General features: G+C 60.5%; 21 protein-coding genes. 15 read left to right on the top strand and 6 right to left on the bottom strand.

Annotated elements, in window-relative coordinates; translation table 11 throughout:
* Window positions 1-73: 73 nt before the first annotated feature.
* Window positions 74-1345: a cytochrome P450 gene (locus WA943_RS14030; RefSeq protein ID WP_424470607.1), complete on the bottom strand. Its 1272-nt coding sequence runs from the start codon at window positions 1343-1345 to the stop codon at window positions 74-76.
* A 285-nt stretch (window positions 1346-1630) separates the two neighbouring features.
* On the opposite strand from WA943_RS14030, the gene WA943_RS14025 reads away from it, so the two are divergent.
* On the top strand, window positions 1631-3448 hold the full coding sequence (locus tag WA943_RS14025; protein WP_424470510.1) for a flavin-containing monooxygenase: 1818 nt from the start codon (window positions 1631-1633) through the stop codon (window positions 3446-3448).
* 87 nt (window positions 3449-3535) lie between these two features.
* Here WA943_RS14025 and WA943_RS14020 read toward each other — a convergent pair whose 3' ends face one another.
* Window positions 3536-4618 (bottom strand): ferritin-like domain-containing protein, encoded by a 1083-nt coding sequence (locus WA943_RS14020; protein WP_424470509.1) that lies wholly within the window; start codon window positions 4616-4618, stop codon window positions 3536-3538.
* Between the two features lie 311 nt (window positions 4619-4929).
* Between WA943_RS14020 and ccrA the strand changes: the two genes are divergently transcribed.
* Window positions 4930-6216: a crotonyl-CoA carboxylase/reductase gene (ccrA, locus tag WA943_RS14015; RefSeq protein ID WP_424470508.1), complete on the top strand. Its 1287-nt coding sequence runs from the start codon at window positions 4930-4932 to the stop codon at window positions 6214-6216.
* On the opposite strand, the gene WA943_RS14010 is transcribed toward ccrA, so the two are convergent.
* From WA943_RS14010 to WA943_RS14000, 3 genes are read right to left on the bottom strand one after another with little or no spacing between them, the layout of a single operon-like run.
* Complete coding sequence (locus WA943_RS14010) at window positions 6213-7001, bottom strand: sulfite exporter TauE/SafE family protein (RefSeq protein ID WP_424470507.1); 789 nt, start codon at window positions 6999-7001, stop codon at window positions 6213-6215. The genes ccrA and WA943_RS14010 overlap by 4 nt on opposite strands.
* Window positions 7002-7013: 12 nt before the next feature.
* Window positions 7014-7535 carry a rhodanese family protein gene (locus tag WA943_RS14005; RefSeq protein ID WP_424470506.1) on the bottom strand — a complete coding sequence of 174 codons (522 nt, stop codon included), beginning with the start codon at window positions 7533-7535 and terminating at the stop codon, window positions 7014-7016.
* Window positions 7536-7575: 40 nt separating this feature from the next.
* Entirely contained in the window at window positions 7576-7887 is a 312-nt protein-coding gene (locus tag WA943_RS14000) for an ArsR/SmtB family transcription factor (protein ID WP_424470505.1), read from the bottom strand.
* A gap of 89 nt (window positions 7888-7976) precedes the next feature.
* Here WA943_RS14000 and WA943_RS13995 point away from each other — a divergent pair, with 89 nt between their 5' ends.
* The 13 genes from WA943_RS13995 (at window position 7977) to WA943_RS13935 (ending at window position 18958) form a co-directional block, all read left to right on the top strand.
* Entirely contained in the window at window positions 7977-8870 is an 894-nt protein-coding gene (locus tag WA943_RS13995; protein ID WP_424470504.1) for an MBL fold metallo-hydrolase, read from the top strand.
* A gap of 143 nt (window positions 8871-9013) precedes the next feature.
* The gene (locus WA943_RS13990) at window positions 9014-10708 is read left to right on the top strand and encodes an acyl-CoA dehydrogenase family protein (protein ID WP_424470503.1); all 1695 of its coding nucleotides are present in this window, start codon (window positions 9014-9016) and stop codon (window positions 10706-10708) included.
* Between the two features lie 69 nt (window positions 10709-10777).
* Window positions 10778-10969, top strand: coding sequence for a twin transmembrane helix small protein (locus WA943_RS13985; protein WP_424470502.1), 192 nt, complete (start codon window positions 10778-10780; stop codon window positions 10967-10969).
* Window positions 10970-11135: 166 nt separating this feature from the next.
* Window positions 11136-11684, top strand: coding sequence for an acyloxyacyl hydrolase (locus WA943_RS13980; RefSeq protein WP_424470501.1), 549 nt, complete (start codon window positions 11136-11138; stop codon window positions 11682-11684).
* A gap of 128 nt (window positions 11685-11812) precedes the next feature.
* The gene (locus WA943_RS13975) at window positions 11813-12703 is read left to right on the top strand and encodes a haloalkane dehalogenase (protein WP_424470500.1); all 891 of its coding nucleotides are present in this window, start codon (window positions 11813-11815) and stop codon (window positions 12701-12703) included.
* An 81-nt stretch (window positions 12704-12784) separates the two neighbouring features.
* Window positions 12785-13312 carry a cytochrome b gene (locus WA943_RS13970; RefSeq protein ID WP_424470499.1) on the top strand — a complete coding sequence of 176 codons (528 nt, stop codon included), beginning with the start codon at window positions 12785-12787 and terminating at the stop codon, window positions 13310-13312.
* A gap of 8 nt (window positions 13313-13320) precedes the next feature.
* The gene (locus tag WA943_RS13965) at window positions 13321-13914 is read left to right on the top strand and encodes a cob(I)yrinic acid a,c-diamide adenosyltransferase (protein WP_424470498.1); all 594 of its coding nucleotides are present in this window, start codon (window positions 13321-13323) and stop codon (window positions 13912-13914) included.
* Between the two features lie 204 nt (window positions 13915-14118).
* Complete coding sequence (locus tag WA943_RS13960) at window positions 14119-14868, top strand: electron transfer flavoprotein subunit beta/FixA family protein (protein ID WP_424470497.1); 750 nt, start codon at window positions 14119-14121, stop codon at window positions 14866-14868.
* The gene (locus WA943_RS13955; protein ID WP_424470496.1) at window positions 14865-15806 is read left to right on the top strand and encodes an electron transfer flavoprotein subunit alpha/FixB family protein; all 942 of its coding nucleotides are present in this window, start codon (window positions 14865-14867) and stop codon (window positions 15804-15806) included. Before WA943_RS13960 ends, WA943_RS13955 begins: the two co-directional genes overlap by 4 nt.
* A gap of 140 nt (window positions 15807-15946) precedes the next feature.
* Window positions 15947-16822: a 3-hydroxybutyryl-CoA dehydrogenase gene (locus WA943_RS13950; protein WP_424470495.1), complete on the top strand. Its 876-nt coding sequence runs from the start codon at window positions 15947-15949 to the stop codon at window positions 16820-16822.
* 110 nt (window positions 16823-16932) lie between these two features.
* Entirely contained in the window at window positions 16933-17460 is a 528-nt protein-coding gene (locus tag WA943_RS13945; RefSeq protein ID WP_424470494.1) for a PAS domain-containing protein, read from the top strand.
* Window positions 17461-17543: 83 nt separating this feature from the next.
* Window positions 17544-18053: a PAS domain-containing protein gene (locus WA943_RS13940; protein ID WP_424470493.1), complete on the top strand. Its 510-nt coding sequence runs from the start codon at window positions 17544-17546 to the stop codon at window positions 18051-18053.
* 74 nt (window positions 18054-18127) lie between these two features.
* Window positions 18128-18958, top strand: a complete 831-nt coding sequence (locus tag WA943_RS13935; RefSeq protein ID WP_424470492.1) for a class I SAM-dependent methyltransferase — start codon at window positions 18128-18130, stop codon at window positions 18956-18958.
* Here the strand turns inward: WA943_RS13935 and WA943_RS13930 are convergent.
* Window positions 18939-19472 carry a TlpA disulfide reductase family protein gene (locus WA943_RS13930; protein WP_424470491.1) on the bottom strand — a complete coding sequence of 178 codons (534 nt, stop codon included), beginning with the start codon at window positions 19470-19472 and terminating at the stop codon, window positions 18939-18941. The two genes, WA943_RS13935 and WA943_RS13930, sit on opposite strands and share 20 nt — an antisense overlap.
* Between the last annotated feature and the right edge of the window lie 61 nt (window positions 19473-19533).

Here is a 19533-nt window from a genome sequence, read left to right as displayed (position 1 = left end):
ACAGAGGCGTTACCTTGCGTCAATCAAAAGCCGTCGCAGGGCGCTCCCCGCGACGGCTTTTTATTTGCGCGCCTTAATGGCTATGGACGATTACGGGCAGTTCCGTGATGCCGCGAATGAAGTTGGACCGCAGATATTTCGGCTCGCCCACAACTTCGACTTTCTTGAAACGCTTCTGGATTTCTTCCCAGAGAATGCGCAACTGCATTTCGCCGACGCGATTGCCGACGCAGCGATGGATTCCAAAGCCGAATGACAGATGATGGCGCGCGCCCTCGCGGTCGATCAGGAACTCATTGGCGCGGTGTATTTTTTCATCATCCCGATTGCCCGAGACGTACCACATCGCCACCTTGTCCCATTTCCTGATTTTCCGGCCACGGATTTCCGTGTCCTCAAGCGCCGTGCGGCACATATGCGCGACCGGGCTTTGATAGCGAATGATCTCGGACACCATGTTCGGAATGATGTCGGGATTGTCGTGAAGCTTTTTATATTCGCCCGGGTTCTGGTTGAGCGCGAGGACACCGCCCGTGATCGAGTTGCGAGTGGTGTCATTGCCGCCGACGATGAGGAGCAGCATGTTTCCGAGATATTCGTTCGGCGACATATCCTTGGTGGACGGGCTGTGAACCAGCATGGAAATGAGATCCGTGCCCGGCACCTTGCGCGACTGGCGCTCCTTCCAGACGGCGTCGAAATATTCCCAGCACTTCCAGAGTTCCATGAAACCGGCTTCGGGCGTTTCGAAATATTCAGGATCGCCGAGGCGCTCGACCGTATCGGACCAATGGATCAGCTCGTGCCGATCTTCCTGCGGCACATCGAACAGCGTGGCCAGCGTCCGGCCCGTTAGTTCGACGGAAACTTCACGCACCCAGTTGAACTCCTTGCCGCGCGGCAGCTCATCCAGAATGAGTCCTGCGCGCTCGCGGATCAGCGGTTCGAGGCTCAACAGATTTTGCGGCTGGAACATGGGCTGCACGGCCTTGCGCTGCTCATCATGTTTGGGCGGGTCTTCCATGATGAACATGGGCAGATGCGTCAGCGGATCGGGCTCGCTTTCAAGGCGCTGGCCACCAAGCCGGATGCCGCCATTGCGAATATCCGAAGAGAAGACTTTGTGGTTGGTGTCCACATGCATGATGTCGTCATATTTCGTGATCGACCAATAGCGGCCATAAGGCCCGCTTTCGGACAGATGCACGGGGTCTTCAGCGCGCAGACGCTCGAAATAAGGGAGCATCTTGTTAGCGGCGAAAAGATCGTCATGTCCGGGGTCAAGTTCGGCAAGCGGGATGTCATAGGGATCGCGGTTGACGTCGATCTTCCATTGCGCCGCCATTTCCGCATTGCTGCGCGTGTAATCCTGCCGCGTGGTCGGATTTTTATCCGTCATCGAAACTCTCCCGTCGTCAAATGACGCATTTCATCGCGGCGCTATTCTAGCGCCGGCGCCTCCCCCCACAAAACCGCCGTAGAGCGCGTCTCACTTTTTGGCGGCTTTTCACGGGTTTTCATTGAGGCTTTCAGGCCGGACCCCGACGCTCATAGTTTCCATTGCATTGCGCCCCAAGATCAGGACAATGAGAAAAAACAAACTGACAAATTATCAGAATGGGGAGGCTTAATGACAACGACCGAGAGCACCGAGGCAAACGGCGCCCGCTTCGACAAGGAAGCCCTGCTCGCCCGCTATCGCGCCGAGCGCGACAAGCGCCTGCGCGCCGACGGCAATGCCCAATATCTCCAGATCAAGGGCCAGCTCGCCCATTACCTGGATGATCCCTATACGCCGCGCGTCGAGCGCGAACCGAAAACGGACCACGTGACTTTCGCCTTTGTCGGCGGCGGCTTTGCCGGTCTCGTCACGGGTGCGCGTCTGGTCGAAGCGGGCATCACCGATGTGCGCATCATCGAGAAGGGCGGCGACTTCGGCGGCACCTGGTACTGGAACCGCTATCCGGGCGCACAATGCGATACGGCCTCGATGATCTACATGCCGCTGCTCGAAGAAACCGGCCATATGCCGAGCGAGAAATATGCTCACGCGCCGGAAATCCTCGCCCAGTGCCAGCGCATCGGCAATCAATACGGGCTTTATGAAAACGCGCTGTTCCATACCGAGGTTGAAAACCTGACATGGGACAATGAAAACGCGCGCTGGGTGATCGAAACCAATCGCGGCGATCGTTTCACGGCAGATTATATCGGCATGGGCACGGGGCCTTTGCATGTGCCCAAACTGCCGGGCATTCCGGGCATCGAGTCCTTCAAAGGTCACTCCTTCCATACGAGCCGCTGGGACTATGACTATACGGGCGGCGACCCGAAGGGCGCGCTGATGGAAAAGCTCAGCACGAAACGCGTCGCCATCATCGGCACGGGCGCGACCTCGGTTCAGGCCGTGCCGCATCTCGCCAAGGCCTGCGAGACGCTCTATGTGATCCAGCGCACGCCGTCGTCCGTGGACGTGCGCGCCAACAAGCCGCTCGATCCCGAATGGTTTGCCTCCATCGCAACGCCCGGCTGGCAGAAGCGCTGGCTGGAAAACTTCACCGCCAATCAGGGCGGCGATCTGGCCGAAGAAGACCTGGTGCAGGATGGCTGGACGGATCTCTCGCGCCGCATCCGCGCCAAGATCATGGAACTGCCGCGCGATAAGATGACGCCCGCCAATATGATGGCGGCCTTTGAAGACTCCGACTTCGAGAAGATGGAAGAAATCCGCGCGCGCGTGGACTCAATCGTCAAAGACAACGAGACGGCGCAGAACCTCAAAGCCTGGTATCGCCAGCTTTGCAAGCGCCCCTGCTTCCACGACGCCTATCTGCAATCCTTCAACACACCCGGCACGCATCTCATCGACACGGACGGCAAGGGCGTTGAAAAGATCACGGAAAAGGGCGTGGTCGTTGCAGGCGTCGAGTATGAAGTCGATTGCATCATCTATGCGTCAGGCTTTGAAGTCGGCACGGAATGGACGCGCCGCGCAGGCTTCGACCTCACGGGCCGCGACGGACTGAAACTGTCGCAAGCCTGGGCGGAGGGCATGCGCTCCAAGCACGGCATCCATGTTCATGGATTCCCCAACGCTTTCTTCGTGCAGCCGACGCAGGGCGCCAACCTCATTTCCAATGTGCCCCACAACCTCACCGAAGCAGGCGCGACCATCGCCGCGATCATTTCCCACGCGCAAAAGAATGGCGCGAAGGAAATCGAGGTGACGAAAGAAGCACAGGATGAATGGGTGGCGCTGCTTCTCACAGGCGTTGGCCGCATGATCGGCTCGCCCGACTGCACGCCCGGCTATTACAACAATGAAGGCCAGACGGCAGGCCCCGCCGCTAAATACAATGTCGGCTATCCGGCAGGCGCGACGGCCTATTTCAAATATCTCGAAGGCTGGCGGAACGCGGGAACATTCGACGGTCTCGCTTTCCGCTGAAGCGACCCGAAAAGACAAGCGCCGGAACCAGTTCAATGGTTCCGGCGCTCACGCAAGCACGGAAATCAGCCTATCCGATCACAACGCTCACTCGGCCGCAGCCGTCGCCCGCGCGGCAATCCGCTCGATATGCTTGCGGCGAGCATCGAACTCGCGCGCAATATTGTCATCATCGGACTGCATCTTGTCGACATCCTGATTGGCGTAGTCGAGCACGCCCATCTCTTCATATCCCTTGCGAATGCGCGAACCCCAAAGCCCGACATCCTTCACGATGGGAACGATGCGCTGGAAGAGCGAGTTGCGGAACTTCGTCATGAAGCCCGAATTATACATGTGCTCGCCGCAGGCCACCGGATCGAGACCGAGATTCTTCCAGACCTCGACGGCATCGAAACGGTCGCGCATCAGATAGCTCGCTTCGAGCAGAAACTCTTCGCGCTCGTCGCGTTCCTTTTCGGAAATCTTCGGATAATAGTCGCGCAGCGCAAGCCGCCCGAAAGCCACGTGGCGGGCTTCATCCTGCATGACGTAAGCATTGACGGCGGCGGCCAGCGGGTTCTGCGCATTGTCGCGGATCTGCGCAAATGACGCGAGCGCCAGCCCCTCGATGACGACCTGCATGCCGAGATAGGTCATATCCCATCGGCTATCGCGCAATGTCTGTTCGATCAGGTCCTGCAACGGCTTCGTCATCGGATAGACGATCTTGAATTTCTCCAGCAAGCGCTTGTAGCTCTCGACGTGACGCGCCTCGTCGATCACCTGCGTCGAGGCATAGAACTTCGAATCCATGTCCGGCACCTGCGTCACGATCTTCGCGGTGCAGATCAGCGCGCCCTGCTCGCCCTGCATGAATTGCGAGAGCTGCCAGGCCTGAAAATGTTTGCGCACATTCGCCTTTTCCTTGCGCGACATTTTCTCGAACTGCGCCATACCGTTGATCGGCAGCATTTCGTCGGGCAGTTGCTCGGGATTGTCCTCGTCGAGTTCCTGGGACCAGTCGAGGCGCGTATTCGCGTCCCACTGCATCTCGATGCCCTTGCGATAGAGCCCCATCATGGCCGTGCGCTCGGGGTCATATTCCCAGTTGAACGTTGCATCGAAACTTTGCGGCACAGACCAGTGACTGCCTTCAAGCTCGATCGCGTATTGCTTGCTGAAGCTCATGCGGTTCCTCCTCCCAAAAGCCCGCTTGCGGAGTGGCACTCCGCATTCTCAAGTAGCTTATACTGAGAAGAGGCATTTACGGAACGGCGAAAAAGGATGAATTTACCTCGCGTCCGCGCCTAGTTGATCTTTTGTTGCACCGCAAAAAATCCTTGCTTCCGGCATGGCCTGCGCTAATGATCTGGCCAATCGGTCGGGAGGACGAGCACATCACTGACCAGGGCACCGCGGAACCTTCCGGGAGGGAAGAAGCCGCAAATCCAGCCCCAAAAAGGCCCGCAGGCATCCCCTGCAAAGGGTTGAGGTAAGCAATGACAACGAACAAGAATACGACCGCCGCCGCGGGCGCGCCCCTGAAGGATCTCTATGAGGTCGGCGAAATTCCGCCGCTGGGCCATGTCCCGGCCAATATGTATGCATGGGCCATTCGCCGCGAACGCCAGGGCCCGCCTGAGCAGGCGATGCAGGTCGAGGTCGTGCCGACATGGGAACTCGACAGCCACGACGTGCTCGTTCTCGTGATGGCCGCCGGCGTCAACTACAACGGCGTCTGGGCGGCGCTCGGCACGCCCATTTCCGTCTTCGACGTGCATAAGGTGCCCTACCACATTGCAGGCTCCGACGCCGCGGGCATCGTCTATGCGGTCGGCTCGAGGGTGACGCGCTGGAAGGTCGGCGACGAGGTTGTCATCCATTGCAATCAGGACGACCACGACGACGAGGAATGCAACGGCGGCGATCCGATGCTCTCGCCCTCGCAGCGCATCTGGGGCTATGAAACGCCCGACGGCTCCTTCGCCCAATTCGCCCGCGTGCAGAGCCAGCAATTGATGCCGCGCCCGAAGCACCTGACATGGGAAGAAAGCGCCTGCTACACGCTGACGCTCGCCACCGCCTATCGCATGCTCTTCGGACATCGTCCGCATACGTTGGAACCGGGACAGAACGTGCTGGTCTGGGGCGCGAGCGGCGGCCTCGGCAGCTTTGCCGTGCAGCTTTGCGCAACCGCTGGCGCACATGCCATCGGCGTCATCTCGGATGAGAGCAAGCGCGACTATGTGATGTCGCTCGGCGCCAAGGGCGTCATCAACCGCAAGAACTTCGATTGCTGGGGCCAGCTCCCGAAAGTGAATTCGGCCGAGTTCAACGACTTCATGAAAGAAGCGCGCAAATTCGGCAAGGCGATCTGGGACATCACCGGCAAGGGCATCGACCCCGATATCGTTTTCGAGCATCCCGGCGAGGCGACCTTCCCCGTCTCCTGCATGGTCGCCAAGCGCGGCGGCATGGTCGTTTTCTGCGCCGGCACTTCAGGCTTCAACATCACCTTCGACGCGCGCTTCGTCTGGATGCGTCAGAAGCGCATTCAGGGCTCGCACTTCGCGCATCTGAAGCAGGCGTCCGCCGCAAACCAGCTCGTCATCGAACGCCGCATCGACCCCGGCCTTTCGGAAGTCTTCTCGTGGAACGACATTCCCAAGGCGCATATGAAGATGTGGCGGAACGAGCATCTGCCCGGCAACATGGCCGTGCTGGTGTCGGCAAAACGCCCCGGCCTGCGCAGCTACGAAGACGCGATCGAAGCGGGCAACAGCTAGAGCAGCGCGGCGATGCCGCGCCCGCTCACATAAAGCCCGACCAGAATGACAATGGCGGCAAATACCTGAACGAGCATCTGCTTGCGCGCAGCCAGCCTGCGCGCAAGCATCGTTCCGGCAAGCGCGCCGACGATGCCGCCGCCAAGTACAAGCGCCGCGACATGCCAGTCGACAAGGCCCGACAGCGCATAGCTTGATGCCGTGGCAAAACCGAAAGCCGCCACCGACACGAGCGACGAGCCGACGGCATAAAGGATCGGCATGTTCGTTGCGCCGATAAGACCGGGCACGATGAGAAACCCGCCGCCGATGCCGAAAAATCCCGACAACACACCAACGGCAAGTCCGTAACCGACAAGCGAGGGCAGCAGGTCGCGCGCCGACGCCTGATCGAGGCGAACATCGGGATTGCCGCCGTCGCTCCGGCGCAGCAACATCGAAACGCCGATGACGATCATCACAAGTCCGAACAGCGATAGCAGCAATTGCCCGTCAACCGCCTTGCCGAGCCGCGCGCCCGCAAAGGCGCCGAGGACGCCGGATGCAGCAAAGACAAGCGCGCAAGGCCATTTGACCGTTTTCGCGCGTGCATGGAGAAAAACGCCCGCCAACGCATTCGCTGCAACGGCCACCGCGCTCGTACCGATTGCGACATGCGTCGAGGAAATGCCGACGACATAGATCAGCAGCGGCACGGCAAGGATCGAACCGCCGCCGCCGATGAGCCCGAGCGTCAGGCCGACAAGGCCGCCGGAAGCAAGCGCAAGAAGATCGGCGAGCGGCATGTCTGTGTCTCTCTACGCGGCTGAACGCCTGTTCCATGGCATCAGCGCGAGAAACCGCGCCATGCCGCAAAAGCCGGTGACACCGGCAGTCACAAGCCCGATGCCGACAAAGGCCGACAGCGCATAAAAGGCCGGATGCAGACCCGCGCCGAGAATGACGCCAATCACGACCAGCGAACCCGCCGAGATCTGCACCTGCCGCATGATGTCTATCGGCTGGCTGGCATCGACCGCGACGGGAAGCCCCGCCTTCTTCCAGCCATCAAGCCCGCCTTCGAGAATATAGGCTTCGCATTTCGCGATGGAGGCGAGCCTTGCCGCATTGGCTTGCGTGCGCATGCCGGACTTGCAGTGATAGACGACAACTTCGCCTTCATGCGTCGCGACAGCGCCACCGGCCTTCGACAGAGGCGCGTTTTTCGCACCGGGAATATGTTCGCGTGCGAACTCGTCCGGCTCGCGGATATCGACGATGACAGCGCCGCGATCCTTCAGCACTTTCACCTCTGCGGGCGACAGGGTTTTCAATGTCATTTCTCCGCTCCTTGATATGCCGCAAAACGGCGAGGGCCGATTACGGGCAATAAATATCCTTCAGAACTCCGAGAATTTTCGCGGCGTCGGGATCGCTCACGCGATAGAAAACCGTCTGCGATTCCTTGCGCGCCTCGACGATCCCGTCATCGCGCAATTTGGCGAGGTGCTGGGAAAGCGCCGACATGCCAAGCTCGACCTCATTGGCGAGGTCGGAAACATTGACCTCTCCTCTCGCGGCCAGAGTGCACAGAATGAGAAGCCGCTTCTCGTTTGCCAGCAACCGCAGCATGCGCGCGGCATCGCCCGCGCTGGCCGCAAGGCTCGTCATATCGCTCTTCATCATTCTCATGGCTATACCTAATATTAGACATTGCTAATTTAGTAATCTCTAATATATATGTCAAGAACCGATCGGCATGAACCTTCAGGAGCCCGGCCATGGACAGCAGTGCAGCGCCAGAAATCAGAGCCTTTTTCGACGAGGCGACGAATACGGTGAGCTATCTCGTCACCGATCCCGCAACGCACGAAGCGGCGATCATCGACCCCGTACTCGACTTCGATCCCCGCTCGGGCAAGATCGAAACCGTGAGCGCCGACCGGATGCTCTCAGCGGCAGATGACGCGGGTGCGAGGATCGTCTGGATTCTCGAAACCCATGCCCATGCCGACCATCTCTCCTCCGCCCAATACCTGAAGGCCAAAACAGGCGCGCGCATCGGCATCGGCGCCAATATAGGCGACGTGCAAAGGATCTTCGGGCCGCTCTTCAACCAGAACCCTGCGCCGGTCGATGGCCGCGAGTTCGATGTGCTCTTCAAGGATGGGGAGACATTCAACCTCGGCAATCTCGCCATCGAGGTGCTGGCAACGCCCGGCCATACGCCTGCCTGCATTTCCTACAAGCTCGGCGACACGGTCTTTGTCGGCGACACGCTTTTCATGCCGGACTATGGAACCGCGCGCACCGATTTTCCCGGCGGCAATGCCCGCACGCTTTATCGCTCGATCCGCAAGCTGCTCGCGCTCCCGCCCGAAACGCGGCTTTTCATGTGCCACGACTACAAGGTGCCGGAACGCGACACCTACGCCTGGGAAACGACCGTGGCCGAACAGCGCGCCCATAACGTGCATATCCGCGAGGATATCGGCGAAGAGCAATTCGTCGCGATGCGCGAAGCCCGCGACGCAACGCTTGCCACGCCGGTTCTGCTGCTCCCCTCCATTCAGGTCAATATTCGCGCCGGGCACATCCCGCCAGCCGAGGAAAATGGAAAACGGTACCTGAAAATCCCTCTCACGATTGAGGGCAATGCCGGCGCAGGCCTCTGAGCGGCGACATGGCGCAGCTTCGATCCATGGCACTCTGACTGGTCGCTCGCCATGCTTCGGTCTATATAGGGCGGAGCGCACGAACCATCGTGTCGGCGTCGTTCGGCGCCCGCCCCCATCTGCCAAGTTGTCGAGAGCACCCCATGAGCGTTGCCGATACACCGCGTACCCCCGCCCATCACAATCTCGTTCTTGAGGGCTTCCTGCCGCTGGCCGCCAAGGCGCTGGCCGCTGCCGAAGCGCTGCTGGGCCGCGCGAAAATCTCGGTCGCGCAGAAGGTGAGCAAGGACGGTCGCATCTCGCCCGCCCTGCTGGAGCGCGAACAATATGCGGCGCACGGCCTTGCCTGGATGGCGACCTATGTGGAGGCGCTCCGCGAGCTTCTGGCCTATGCAAAGCGCATGGAAGGCGAAGGCCGCCTCGGCGAGATCGAAAAGCTGATCGTGCAGGCGGGTTTTGGCGAATATCTGGGGCAGCTTGGCAGCGGCATCCCGATGAGCCAGGGCGAGATCGTGCGCCCGCAGGATCTGGGCCTCAGCGAAAGCGACGAAGCCGCCTATTTCACTGTCGAAGTCAGCCGCCTGATCCGCGCCGGCAACACCTCGCTGGTGCGCGCGCGCCTTGCCGAACTCATTGCGGAAAAAGCAGGCACGGCAACATTCGGCGATGCCGGGCTTGAAGACACCTATGAGCAGATCCGCGAACAGATGCGCCGCTTCGCCGATGCCGAAGTCGTGCCTTACGCGCATGACTGGCATTTGAAGGACGACTACATCCCGCTTTCCGTCATCGACCAGATGGCAGAGCTTGGCGTCTTCGGCCTGACGATCCCCGAAGAGTTCGGCGGCCTCGGCCTCGGCAAGGAATCGATGTGCGTCGTTTCCGAAGAATTGAGCCGCGGCTATATCGGCGTCGGTTCGCTCGGCACACGTTCTGAAATCGCAGCCGAGCTTATCCTCGGCGGCGGCACGCCCGAGCAGAAGACGAAATGGCTGCCGAAGATCGCCTCGGGCGAGATTTTGCCGACCGCCGTTTTCACCGAGCCCAATACCGGCTCCGACCTTGCCAGCCTGAAAACGCGCGGCAAGCTCGACGGCGACGTCTACAAGATAACGGGCAACAAGACATGGATCACCCATGCCGCGCGCGCGGATGTGATGACGCTTCTCTGCCGCACCAGCGACGAGCCGGGCTATAAGGGCCTCTCGATGCTGCTGGCTGAAAAGCCCCGTGGCGACGACGAAAACCCCTTCCCCGCTGAAGGCATGACCGGCGGCGAGATCGAAGTCCTTGGCTATCGCGGCATGAAGGAATTCGAGATCGGCTTCGACAATTTCGAAGTGAAATCCGAAAACCTGCTGGGTCAGGTCGAAGGTCAGGGCTTCAAGCAGTTGATGCAGACCTTTGAGAGCGCCCGCATCCAGACGGCGGCCCGCGCCATCGGCGTCGCCCAGTCGGCGCTGGAACTCGGCCTCGCCTACGCGCAGGAGCGCATCCAGTTCGGCCAGCCGATCTTCAACTTCCCCCGCGTGTCGGGAAAGCTGGTGATGATGGCCGTCGAGATCATGATCGCCCGCCAGCTCACCTATCACGCCGCCCGCGAAAAAGATGGCGGTCGCCGCTGCGACCTTGAGGCAGGCATGGCAAAGCTTCTCGCCGCCCGCATCGCCTGGGCGGCTGCCGACAATGCGCTCCAGATTCACGGCGGCAACGGCTTTGCGCTGGAATACAAGATCAGCCGGGTGCTTTGCGACGCCCGTATCCTGAACATCTTCGAAGGCGCCGCCGAAATTCAGGCCCAGGTCATTGCCCGGCGCTTGCTCGAAGGCGGCAACTGACCCTCAGATTCGACGTAAAAGCGTCAATTCGCCGCTTTCACCGAGAAATAGATAGATTAGAGAAGGCGTATGGAAAAATTCATCGACTATCTCGGGCCTGTCGTGATGGCCACCGTCGCCATTGTGCTGCTGTTCGGCCTGCTCAACATGATGCGGGGCGGTTCAGCCTCGCGGTCGCAATCGCTGATGCGCTGGCGCGTGGGCCTGCAATTCATCGCCGTCGTGCTCCTGATGGCGGCTCTCTATATGGCGTCTCGCTAGCGACGTGGGCTGACAACCGGTCGCAAACGAAACCGACGACAAAACTGCATCAGTCCTGCTAAATTTCGAATCGGGCGGAAGGGAACGCCGCCAGACGCTGGATTTTGTGCGCCTGCCATGGTCTCGTGCAAGACAGCGCCGGAATGATACTCAAGAGGGGATAATCTTGTTCAAAAGCAAGCTGACACTCGCCGCGGCAGCAGCAACCGCCCTGCTGGGGCTTTCCGGCACGGCACTGGCCGCCGAAGCGCCCGGCAATGAATTCCGTATCGGCATCTACGACCACAACACAAATCTGTTTGCCACACGCCACGAGACGAGCAACCCCGACATCAACGCCGAGTTCCTCGTCAGCTCGCCCTCCTGGCTCGCATGGGCAGGCTCGCCGCGGCCGCATATCGGCGCGAACATCAATACCGGCAACGGCACCAGCATCGCCTATACGGGCCTGACCTGGGCCTACTATTTCACCGACGCCTTCTTCATCGAAGGCAGCTTCGGCGGCGCCATTCACAATGGCGAGACGAGCCACCAGACGGCCAGCAAGCTCGACCTCGGCTGCCGCGTCATGTTCCATGAGAACGCTTCGCTGGGTTATCACGTCACGGCAAATTCAAGCATCATGCTGACCCTCGACCACATGTCGAGTGCCAGCCTTTGCTCGCCCAATCCCGGCCTGACCGATATCGGCGTCCGCTACGGCTTCACTTTCTGAGCCATCGGGGCTGGCCGCAATTCAGGGGCGCTCTCGCGGGCGCCCCTTTTTATTGGAGCCTTGCGGGGCAATTGCCGGTTATCCTTGAAGCTCAGGCATGACCATGCGCGAATTCAGAAGGATCGACTATGACCGCCATCTCACCAGTCGAGCATCCCAAGAAGACCTGCAACATTTCCGGGCGCGAAATGGCCTATGTCGAAATGGGCGAAGGCGATCCAATTGTCTTCCTGCACGGAAACCCGACCTCGTCCTATCTCTGGCGCAATGTGATGCCGCATCTAGCCGATCAGGGACGCTGCATCGCGCCCGACCTCATCGGCATGGGCGATAGCGACAAGCTCGAACCATCAGGCCCCGAGCGCTACACCTATCGCGAGCATCGCCGCTTTCTTGATGCCTTTCTGGAAGCCGTCGGCGTCAAGAAGAACGTGACGCTGGTGATCCATGACTGGGGCTCCGCGCTCGGCTTCGACTGGGCGAACCGCAACCGCAATGCGGTGGCCGGCATCGCCTATATGGAAGCCATCGTCCGCCCCTTGACCTGGGACGAATGGAACCCGAACGCACGGCGCATATTCGAAGGCTTCCGCTCGCCCGAGGGTGAGAAGATGATCCTTGAGAAGAACCTCTTCATCGAAGCGGTGCTGCCGGGCTCGATCCTGCGCAAGCTGACGGAAGAGGAAATGAACGTCTATCGCCGCCCCTTCCTGGAAGCGGGCGAGAACAGACGCCCCACATTGAGCTGGCCAAGACAGATCCCGCTTGATGGCGAGCCCGCCGATGTCGTCGAGATCGTGCAGTCCTATGCCGACTGGATGGCGACGAGCGGCATCCCCAAGCTCTTCATCAATGCCGATCCCGGCGCGATCCTGATCGGCGCACAGCGCGAATTCTGCCGAAGCTGGAAAAACCAGACCGAGGTAACGGTAAAGGGCAATCACTTCCTGCAGGAAGACAGCCCGCATGAAATCGGCGAGGCCATTGCCGCCTGGCGCAAGTCCTGGGCGAAACCCTGAGCCTGTTTGAAACCTGCGGGACTTGATCGACACGGCTGGTCGGGCGAGTCTCCAATGACCACAGAAATTCCGGGAGCGGATATGCAACAGTCCTATAGCGGCATCGCCAAGTCATTCCATTGGGTGATCGTCGTCCTCATCGCATTGATGCTTTACGGCGGCTGGACCGCCGAAGACCTGCCGCGCGATGAACGTCTCACCGTCATGCAGCTTCACGCCGGTATCGGCCTCATCATTCTGATCCTCATGGCCTCGCGCCTAGCCTGGCGTATCGGCCATCCGGCCCCGGCACTCCCCGCCGACCTGCCGCGCTGGCAGGTGATCGCCTCCAAGGCCACCCATCACGGCCTTTATTTCTTCGTTATCCTGCAACCGCTTCTCGGCCTGCTGCTGACCACGACCTCAAAGGGCAATCTGAAGCCCTTCGGTCTCTTCGGTCTCCAGATCGCGCCGAACGCGCCGCTGCACAATCTTGGCGAAACCCTGCACGCCATCAACGCCTATCTGATCGCCACGCTGATCGGATTGCATATCGTCGCCGCGCTCTATCATCACTTCGTTCGTCGCGACAACGTGCTGAAGCGCATGCTGCCCTTCGTGAAAGCCTGAATGCCGCCATGGTCACGCTGAACAAGATCTACACACGCACAGGCGACAAGGGCACAACGGCTCTGGCGACCGGCGACCGTGTGGCCAAGCACGCACTCAGGATCGAGAGCTACGGCACGGTCGACGAGACGAATGCGACCGTCGGCCTTGCCCGGCTCCACACGAGCGACGACGCGGCCCTCGACGCGATGCTGGCGCGCATCCAGAACGACCTCTTCGATCTCGGCGCCGATCTGGCAACGCCCGGCAAGACCCGGGAAGAACTCGGCTACGAACCCCTGCGCATCGCCGAGGTGCAGGCGACGCGGCTTGAGCGCGAAATCGACGAATTGAACGCCCATCTGGCGCCGCTTCGCTCCTTCGTGCTGCCGGGCGGACGGCCCGCCGCCGCCCATCTCCACCTCGCCCGCACTGTCAGCCGCCGCGCCGAACGGCTGATGACGGCACTGGCCGAGGCCGAACCCGGCCTCGTCAGCGAACCGGCGCTCAAATACATCAATCGCCTCTCCGACTTCTTTTTTGTGGCCGCGCGCTACGCAAACTGGGCACCGGACGGCAAGGGTCCGGGCGACGTTCTATGGGTGCCGGGCGCGAACCGCTGACACCCGCTCAAATGCAGAAAAATACTAGGCTTTTTGCCTCTGCCGCGACCGCATGTCTCATCATCGGGCCGCTGCGCCCAATTCGTTGACAGGGGCCTATGTCGGTTCTAGGTTGCCGCACCGCAACAAGGGCCAAAACAACACCAGATCGGCGTTTTAGGCCCAAGTTAGAGCCAAAAAACGCCGCGCAGGGAGCTCACCTCGATGAAAGTCCTCGTCCCGATTAAGCGGGTGGTTGATTACAACGTGAAGATCCGGGTTAAGTCGGATCAGACCGGTGTCGACCTCGCCAATGTCAAAATGTCCATGAACCCGTTCGACGAAATCGCCATTGAAGAGGCGGTTCGTCTGAAGGAAGCTGGCAAAGCCACCGAAATCGTCGTCGTATCGATCGGACCGGCGCAAGCCACCGAAACGATCCGCACAGCACTCGCCATGGGTGCCGATCGCGGCATCCTCGTGAAGACCGACGAAACGGTTGAACCCCTCAACGTCGCCAAGATTCTGAAAGCGATCATCGAGGCTGAAAAGCCCGAGCTCGCCATTCTCGGCAAGCAGGCAATCGACGACGATTGCAACCAGACGGGCCAGATGCTTTCGGCCCTTCTCGGCTGGTCGCAGGGCACCTTCGCCTCGAAGCTCGAATTCGAAGGCGACAAGCTGCTCCTCACGCGCGAAATCGACGGCGGCCTTCAGACGCTGAAGCTGAACCTGCCCTCGATCGTCACCACCGACCTGCGCCTCAACGAGCCGCGCTACGCTTCGCTGCCCAACATCATGAAGGCGAAGAAGAAGCCGATCGAAGAGAAGACGCCCGCCGACTATGGCGTCGACGTCAAGGCGCGTCTTCAGGTCCTGAAAGTGACCGAGCCGCCGGTTCGTCAGGCTGGTATCAAGGTTGAATCGGTTGAGCAGCTTGTTGGCAAGCTCAAGGAAGCGGGAGTGATCGGATGACCACGCTGGTAATTGCTGAGCACAACAACGAAAAGCTCAACGACGCGACCGCCAAGACCGTCACCGCCGCCGCAAAGCTCGGCGCCGATGTCCATGTGCTCGTCGCCGGACAGAACCTCGACGCAGTGGCCGCAGCCGCTGCCAAGATCGACGGCGTGAAGAAGGTGCTTGTCGCCGACGACGCGCTTTATGCCCACCAGATCGCAGAACCGCTTGCCGCCCTCGTGGTCGGCCTTGCCGGTTCCTATGACGCGATCGTTTCGGCAGCCACCACGATCGGCAAGAACTTCATGCCGCGTGTCGCCGCCCTGCTCGACGTCGCCCAGATTTCCGAAATTCAGGAAGTCGACGGACCGGACACCTTCAAGCGTCCGATCTATGCCGGCAACGCGATCCAGACGGTGAAGTCGACCGATGCGAAGAAGGTCATCACTGTCCGCACCACGGCCTTCGCGGCCGCCGGTCAGGGTGGTTCCGCCGCCATCGAAAAGATTGCGACCGCCGCCAATCCGGGTCTCTCCGACTGGGTCAGCGAAAATCTGACGAAGTCGGATCGTCCGGAACTGACCTCTGCCAAGATCATCATCTCCGGTGGTCGCGGCATGCAGTCGGGCGACAATTTCCACATGCTGGAAAAGATCGCCGACCGTCTCAACGCCGCCGTCGGCGCTTCGCGCGCTGCCGTCGATGCGGGCTTCGTGCCGAACGACTACCAGGTCGGTCAGACCGGCAAGGTCGTCGCGCCTGATCTGTACATCGCCGTCGGCATCTCCGGCGCGATCCAGCATCTCGCGGGCATGAAGGACAGCAAGGTCATCGTCGCGATCAACAAGGACGAAGAAGCCCCGATCTTCCAGGTCGCGGATTACGGCCTTGTCGCGGATCTCTTCACGGCGATTCCCGAACTCGACAAAGAGCTCGAAAAAGCCGGTCTTTAAGACCGCCCGCCCTATGGGAATGGCAATATAGAAAACGGCGCTGCGGAAATGATCCTGCAGCGCCGTTTTTGTCTCTGAGGCATGATGGGCTATTGTAGCGATGCGCGGAAAATCTTCCGCATGAGGCTTGGGTGAAGGTTATGAACATTCGCAAGGTCGGCGTTATCGGCGCCGGTCAAATGGGCAACGGTATCGCGCATGTTTGCGCTCTCGCTGGCTATGACGTTCTGCTGCACGACGTCTCCGTCGAACGCATTCAGGCGGGCCTTGCGACCATCAACGGCAACATGACGCGCCAGGTCGGCAGTGGACGCATCAGCGCTGCAGAGCGCGACGCGGCTCTCGACCGCATCGGCATCGCCGAAGGGCTCGACGCTTTCGAGGCGACCGATCTCGTCATCGAATCGGCGACCGAGAACGAAGCCATCAAACGCAAGATTTTCGCCGATCTCTGCCCGCACCTGCGCGAAGACGCGCTGATCGCGACCAATACTTCCTCGATCTCGATCACAAGGCTTGCGGCATCCACCGATCGCCCCGAGAAGTTCATCGGCGTTCACTTCATGAACCCCGTGCCGGTCATGGAACTCGTCGAACTGGTGCGCGGCATCGCGACCGACGACGATACTTTCGATTCCGTGCGCGATCTCGCCAAGAAGCTCGGCAAGCAGATCGCCAATGCCGAAGATTTCCCCGCCTTCATCGTCAACCGCATCCTGCTGCCGATGATCAATGAAGCGGTCTACACGCTGTATGAAGGCGTCGGCTCGGTTGAAAGCATCGACAAGGCCATGCGCCTTGGCGCCAACCATCCGATGGGCCCGCTGCAACTGGCGGACTTCATCGGCCTCGATACATGCCTTTCGATCATGCAGGTGCTGCATGACGGCCTGTCGGATTCGAAATATCGCCCCTGCCCGCTCCTCGTGAAATATGTCGAAGCCGGCTGGCTCGGCCGCAAGACGCAGCGCGGCTTTTACGACTATCGCGGCGACAAGCCTGTGCCCACGCGATAACCCTGCAAAAATGCTCCCAAATTCGCCGCTATAGATAATTTCCGTTAACCACCTCGTGTCAAACTTGCCCGCAAACAGGCCCCTGCGGGGGCCTCAGGTGGGGAAGTTGTATGAGTCTGGACGAAGTGGCGCTGTCGAAAGAGGCGTCAACGCCGCCTGAGAAGCCGGTATTTCTCGATGCGCCCGAACATCCGCGCCTCGCGCAATTTGCTGCCTATATCGACAGGAAACGCGCAACCCGCCCGCTTGCCGACCGCAGCGACATCAATCCGGCCGAAATCCTGAGCTTCCTGCCGCATCTCGTCATTCTGGATGTCATAGATCAGGGCGAGGATTTCCGCGTCCGCGTCTTCGGAACGGCGCTCGTCGAACTGCTGCGCGAGGAGCGCACGGGCCAGCTCGTATCGCAATTCGGGCAATCATACAGAATTCCGACAGACCCGGTGGAACTGCGCTCACGCTGGCTGAAAATCTGCCAGATGACGATAGCGGGCGGCGAATCGCTATTCTTCAAGTCGCCGACCGTGTCGGCCGAGCGCGCCTATATGGTCTATCACGGCATGTTCGCCCCGCTGACCGCCGGCACCGCTGAAATCAGCCAGATTATCGGCATGATGATTCCGGTCAACGTGAAATAGCGCTACCGAGACTTCATTAACTCATTTCCACGACAATGCAGGCCGTCGCATGAGAAATGCGGCGGGAACAATGCAGGCGTGCGATGCATCGAGATTTCGATACGACCGGTCTCGCAGAAGACGACCTCAAATTTCTGGACGCGCCCGAGCATCCCGGGATCGCGGCCCTCGCGGCCTATTGGGAACAGAAACGCGGCGCCCGCCCCCTCGCCGACAGGGCAGACATCCAGCCCTCCGAAATCGTGCCGCTTCTCCCCCATATCACCATTTGCGAAGTCACGAATGGCGGCGCGGATTTTCGTGTCCGCATCTTCGGAACCGCGCTGGTCGAGCTTGTGGGCGAGGAACGAACCGGCAAATTCCTTTCCGAATTCGGCAAGAACTGCAATCCGCCGACAAAGGCCTCCCTCGTGCAAGGCCGCTGGCTGGAAGTTCATCAACGCGCCTGCCAGAGCCGCGGGCCGGTATTCGCCACCGGAAGAATGTCGAGCTCCGCGCGCCCCTACATCGTCTGGCACGCCGTCGCCTGCCCACTCACGACGGGCAATCACGAAATCACCCAGATGCTCGGCGCAATGATGATTGCGCGTTGAAATTGAACGGGTAAGGCTGAGCGTCCGTCTGTTCAGCTTCGCAACGTCCGCGGAGCGATCAAGGAAGCGCCGCCATGCCTGCCGATAAACAAGCGCCAGACCCCATCGAACAGAACCGCGCCCGCTGGGACGAGGTCGTCGATATTCATGTGAAATCGGATTTCTACCGCGTCGCCGAATTCAAGCGCGGCGAGACAAGCCTCGACCCGTTGGTGCTTTCCGAAATCGGCGATGTGGCAGGCCTGAAGCTTCTCCACCTGCAATGCCATTTCGGGCTCGATACGCTCTCTCTCGCAAGGCTTGGCGCCCGCGCGACGGGCCTCGACTTTTCATCCAAGGCGATTGCGGCCGCGCGCCACCTCGCGGATGAAACAGGCGTCGAGGCACGCTTTGTCGAAGGCCGCGTCGAACAGGCGCCGGAGATTGCGGGCACCGATTTCGACATGATCTTCACGAGCTGGGGCGTACTGGTCTGGCTTCCCGACATCACCGCCTGGGCACAGACGATTGCCAGATGCCTGAAACCGGGCGGGCGCTTCTACATTGCCGAAGGCCATCCGATCATATGGACGCTTGAAGACACGAAGGAGCGCTACCTCGACAATCTCCATGTCGTGCGTTCCTATTTCCTTGAAGGCCCGCAACACTGGGACGATCCGCGCGACTATGCTGACCCCTCCGTCTCGCTGAGCCATCACGTCTCGAACGAATGGCAGCACACGCTGGGCGAGGTGGTCACGGCGCTGGCGCAAGCGGGATTGCGCATCGACTTCCTGCATGAGCATGACAGGCTCGTCTGGCCGGGCATTCCGGGCATGGAGCGCACCGGCCCCGACTTCTTCGAGGCCCCGAAAGGCGCACCCCGCCTTCCCGTCGCCTATTCGATCAGCGCGCGGAAAGTTTGAGCGCCGCCTCGATCAGCGCCTTTGCCTCCGGCGCATGCCATTCCGCCGGGCCGATGAGACGGCCAAGCTCCTGACCCTCCGGCCCGATCAGGACAGTGGTCGGCAGCCCGTAACCCTTCATGGTGAAGTTCGCGCGCGAATGAGGGTCGTTATAAAGGGCGAGATGGTCGGCCTTGACCTCTTTCAGAAAGGCCCGGGCAAGCTCCAGCCCGTCCTTGTCGACGCTGAGCGCCAGAACCTGAAACTTGTCGCTGCCCAGCGCCTCTTCAAGCGCATTGAGGGCCGGCATTTCCTCCCGGCAAGGCACGCACCAGGTCGCCCAGAGGTTCAGGAGAACCGTCTTTCCCCTGAAGTCGGACAGGCGGACGGTCTTGCCCTCCCCGTCATGGAATTCAAGCTCGGGAGCAGGCGCGGGCGTCGCGGCAGCGCGGAAATTGGCGACCTCTCCCGTCGCATAGGCTGCGAGCGGCGAGGCACTAGCCCCGGAGCCATTGATTTGTGGTCCGGCGATCAAGTATACCGCCGCAACGACAACAAGGCCTATTGTAGTCAAAATCGCGATAAGCTTTGGCTGT

Origin of the sequence: Parvibaculum sp. (genome assembly GCF_049651025.1) — a bacterium.
Classification (GTDB): Bacteria; Pseudomonadota; Alphaproteobacteria; order Parvibaculales; family Parvibaculaceae; genus Parvibaculum.
The sequence above is the reverse complement of the archived record's forward strand: the minus strand, read 5'-3'. Positions and strand labels throughout refer to the sequence as shown.

What these genes read in the sequence shown, in the direction of transcription:
- WA943_RS14030 (WP_424470607.1), bottom strand. Translation starts at nt 1,345, where the DNA reads ATGGCGGCGCAATGGAAGATCGACGTCAACCGCGATCCCTATGACATC.
- WA943_RS14025 (WP_424470510.1), top strand. Translation starts at nt 1,631, where the DNA reads ATGACAACGACCGAGAGCACCGAGGCAAACGGCGCCCGCTTCGACAAG.
- WA943_RS14020 (WP_424470509.1), bottom strand. Translation starts at nt 4,618, where the DNA reads ATGAGCTTCAGCAAGCAATACGCGATCGAGCTTGAAGGCAGTCACTGG.
- ccrA (WP_424470508.1), top strand. Translation starts at nt 4,930, where the DNA reads ATGACAACGAACAAGAATACGACCGCCGCCGCGGGCGCGCCCCTGAAG.
- WA943_RS14010 (WP_424470507.1), bottom strand. Translation starts at nt 7,001, where the DNA reads ATGCCGCTCGCCGATCTTCTTGCGCTTGCTTCCGGCGGCCTTGTCGGC.
- WA943_RS14005 (WP_424470506.1), bottom strand. Translation starts at nt 7,535, where the DNA reads ATGACATTGAAAACCCTGTCGCCCGCAGAGGTGAAAGTGCTGAAGGAT.
- WA943_RS14000 (WP_424470505.1), bottom strand. Translation starts at nt 7,887, where the DNA reads ATGAGAATGATGAAGAGCGATATGACGAGCCTTGCGGCCAGCGCGGGC.
- WA943_RS13995 (WP_424470504.1), top strand. Translation starts at nt 7,977, where the DNA reads ATGGACAGCAGTGCAGCGCCAGAAATCAGAGCCTTTTTCGACGAGGCG.
- WA943_RS13990 (WP_424470503.1), top strand. Translation starts at nt 9,014, where the DNA reads ATGAGCGTTGCCGATACACCGCGTACCCCCGCCCATCACAATCTCGTT.
- WA943_RS13985 (WP_424470502.1), top strand. Translation starts at nt 10,778, where the DNA reads ATGGAAAAATTCATCGACTATCTCGGGCCTGTCGTGATGGCCACCGTC.
- WA943_RS13975 (WP_424470500.1), top strand. Translation starts at nt 11,813, where the DNA reads ATGACCGCCATCTCACCAGTCGAGCATCCCAAGAAGACCTGCAACATT.
- WA943_RS13970 (WP_424470499.1), top strand. Translation starts at nt 12,785, where the DNA reads ATGCAACAGTCCTATAGCGGCATCGCCAAGTCATTCCATTGGGTGATC.
- WA943_RS13965 (WP_424470498.1), top strand. Translation starts at nt 13,321, where the DNA reads ATGGTCACGCTGAACAAGATCTACACACGCACAGGCGACAAGGGCACA.
- WA943_RS13960 (WP_424470497.1), top strand. Translation starts at nt 14,119, where the DNA reads ATGAAAGTCCTCGTCCCGATTAAGCGGGTGGTTGATTACAACGTGAAG.
- WA943_RS13955 (WP_424470496.1), top strand. Translation starts at nt 14,865, where the DNA reads ATGACCACGCTGGTAATTGCTGAGCACAACAACGAAAAGCTCAACGAC.
- WA943_RS13950 (WP_424470495.1), top strand. Translation starts at nt 15,947, where the DNA reads ATGAACATTCGCAAGGTCGGCGTTATCGGCGCCGGTCAAATGGGCAAC.
- WA943_RS13945 (WP_424470494.1), top strand. Translation starts at nt 16,933, where the DNA reads ATGAGTCTGGACGAAGTGGCGCTGTCGAAAGAGGCGTCAACGCCGCCT.
- WA943_RS13940 (WP_424470493.1), top strand. Translation starts at nt 17,544, where the DNA reads ATGCATCGAGATTTCGATACGACCGGTCTCGCAGAAGACGACCTCAAA.
- WA943_RS13935 (WP_424470492.1), top strand. Translation starts at nt 18,128, where the DNA reads ATGCCTGCCGATAAACAAGCGCCAGACCCCATCGAACAGAACCGCGCC.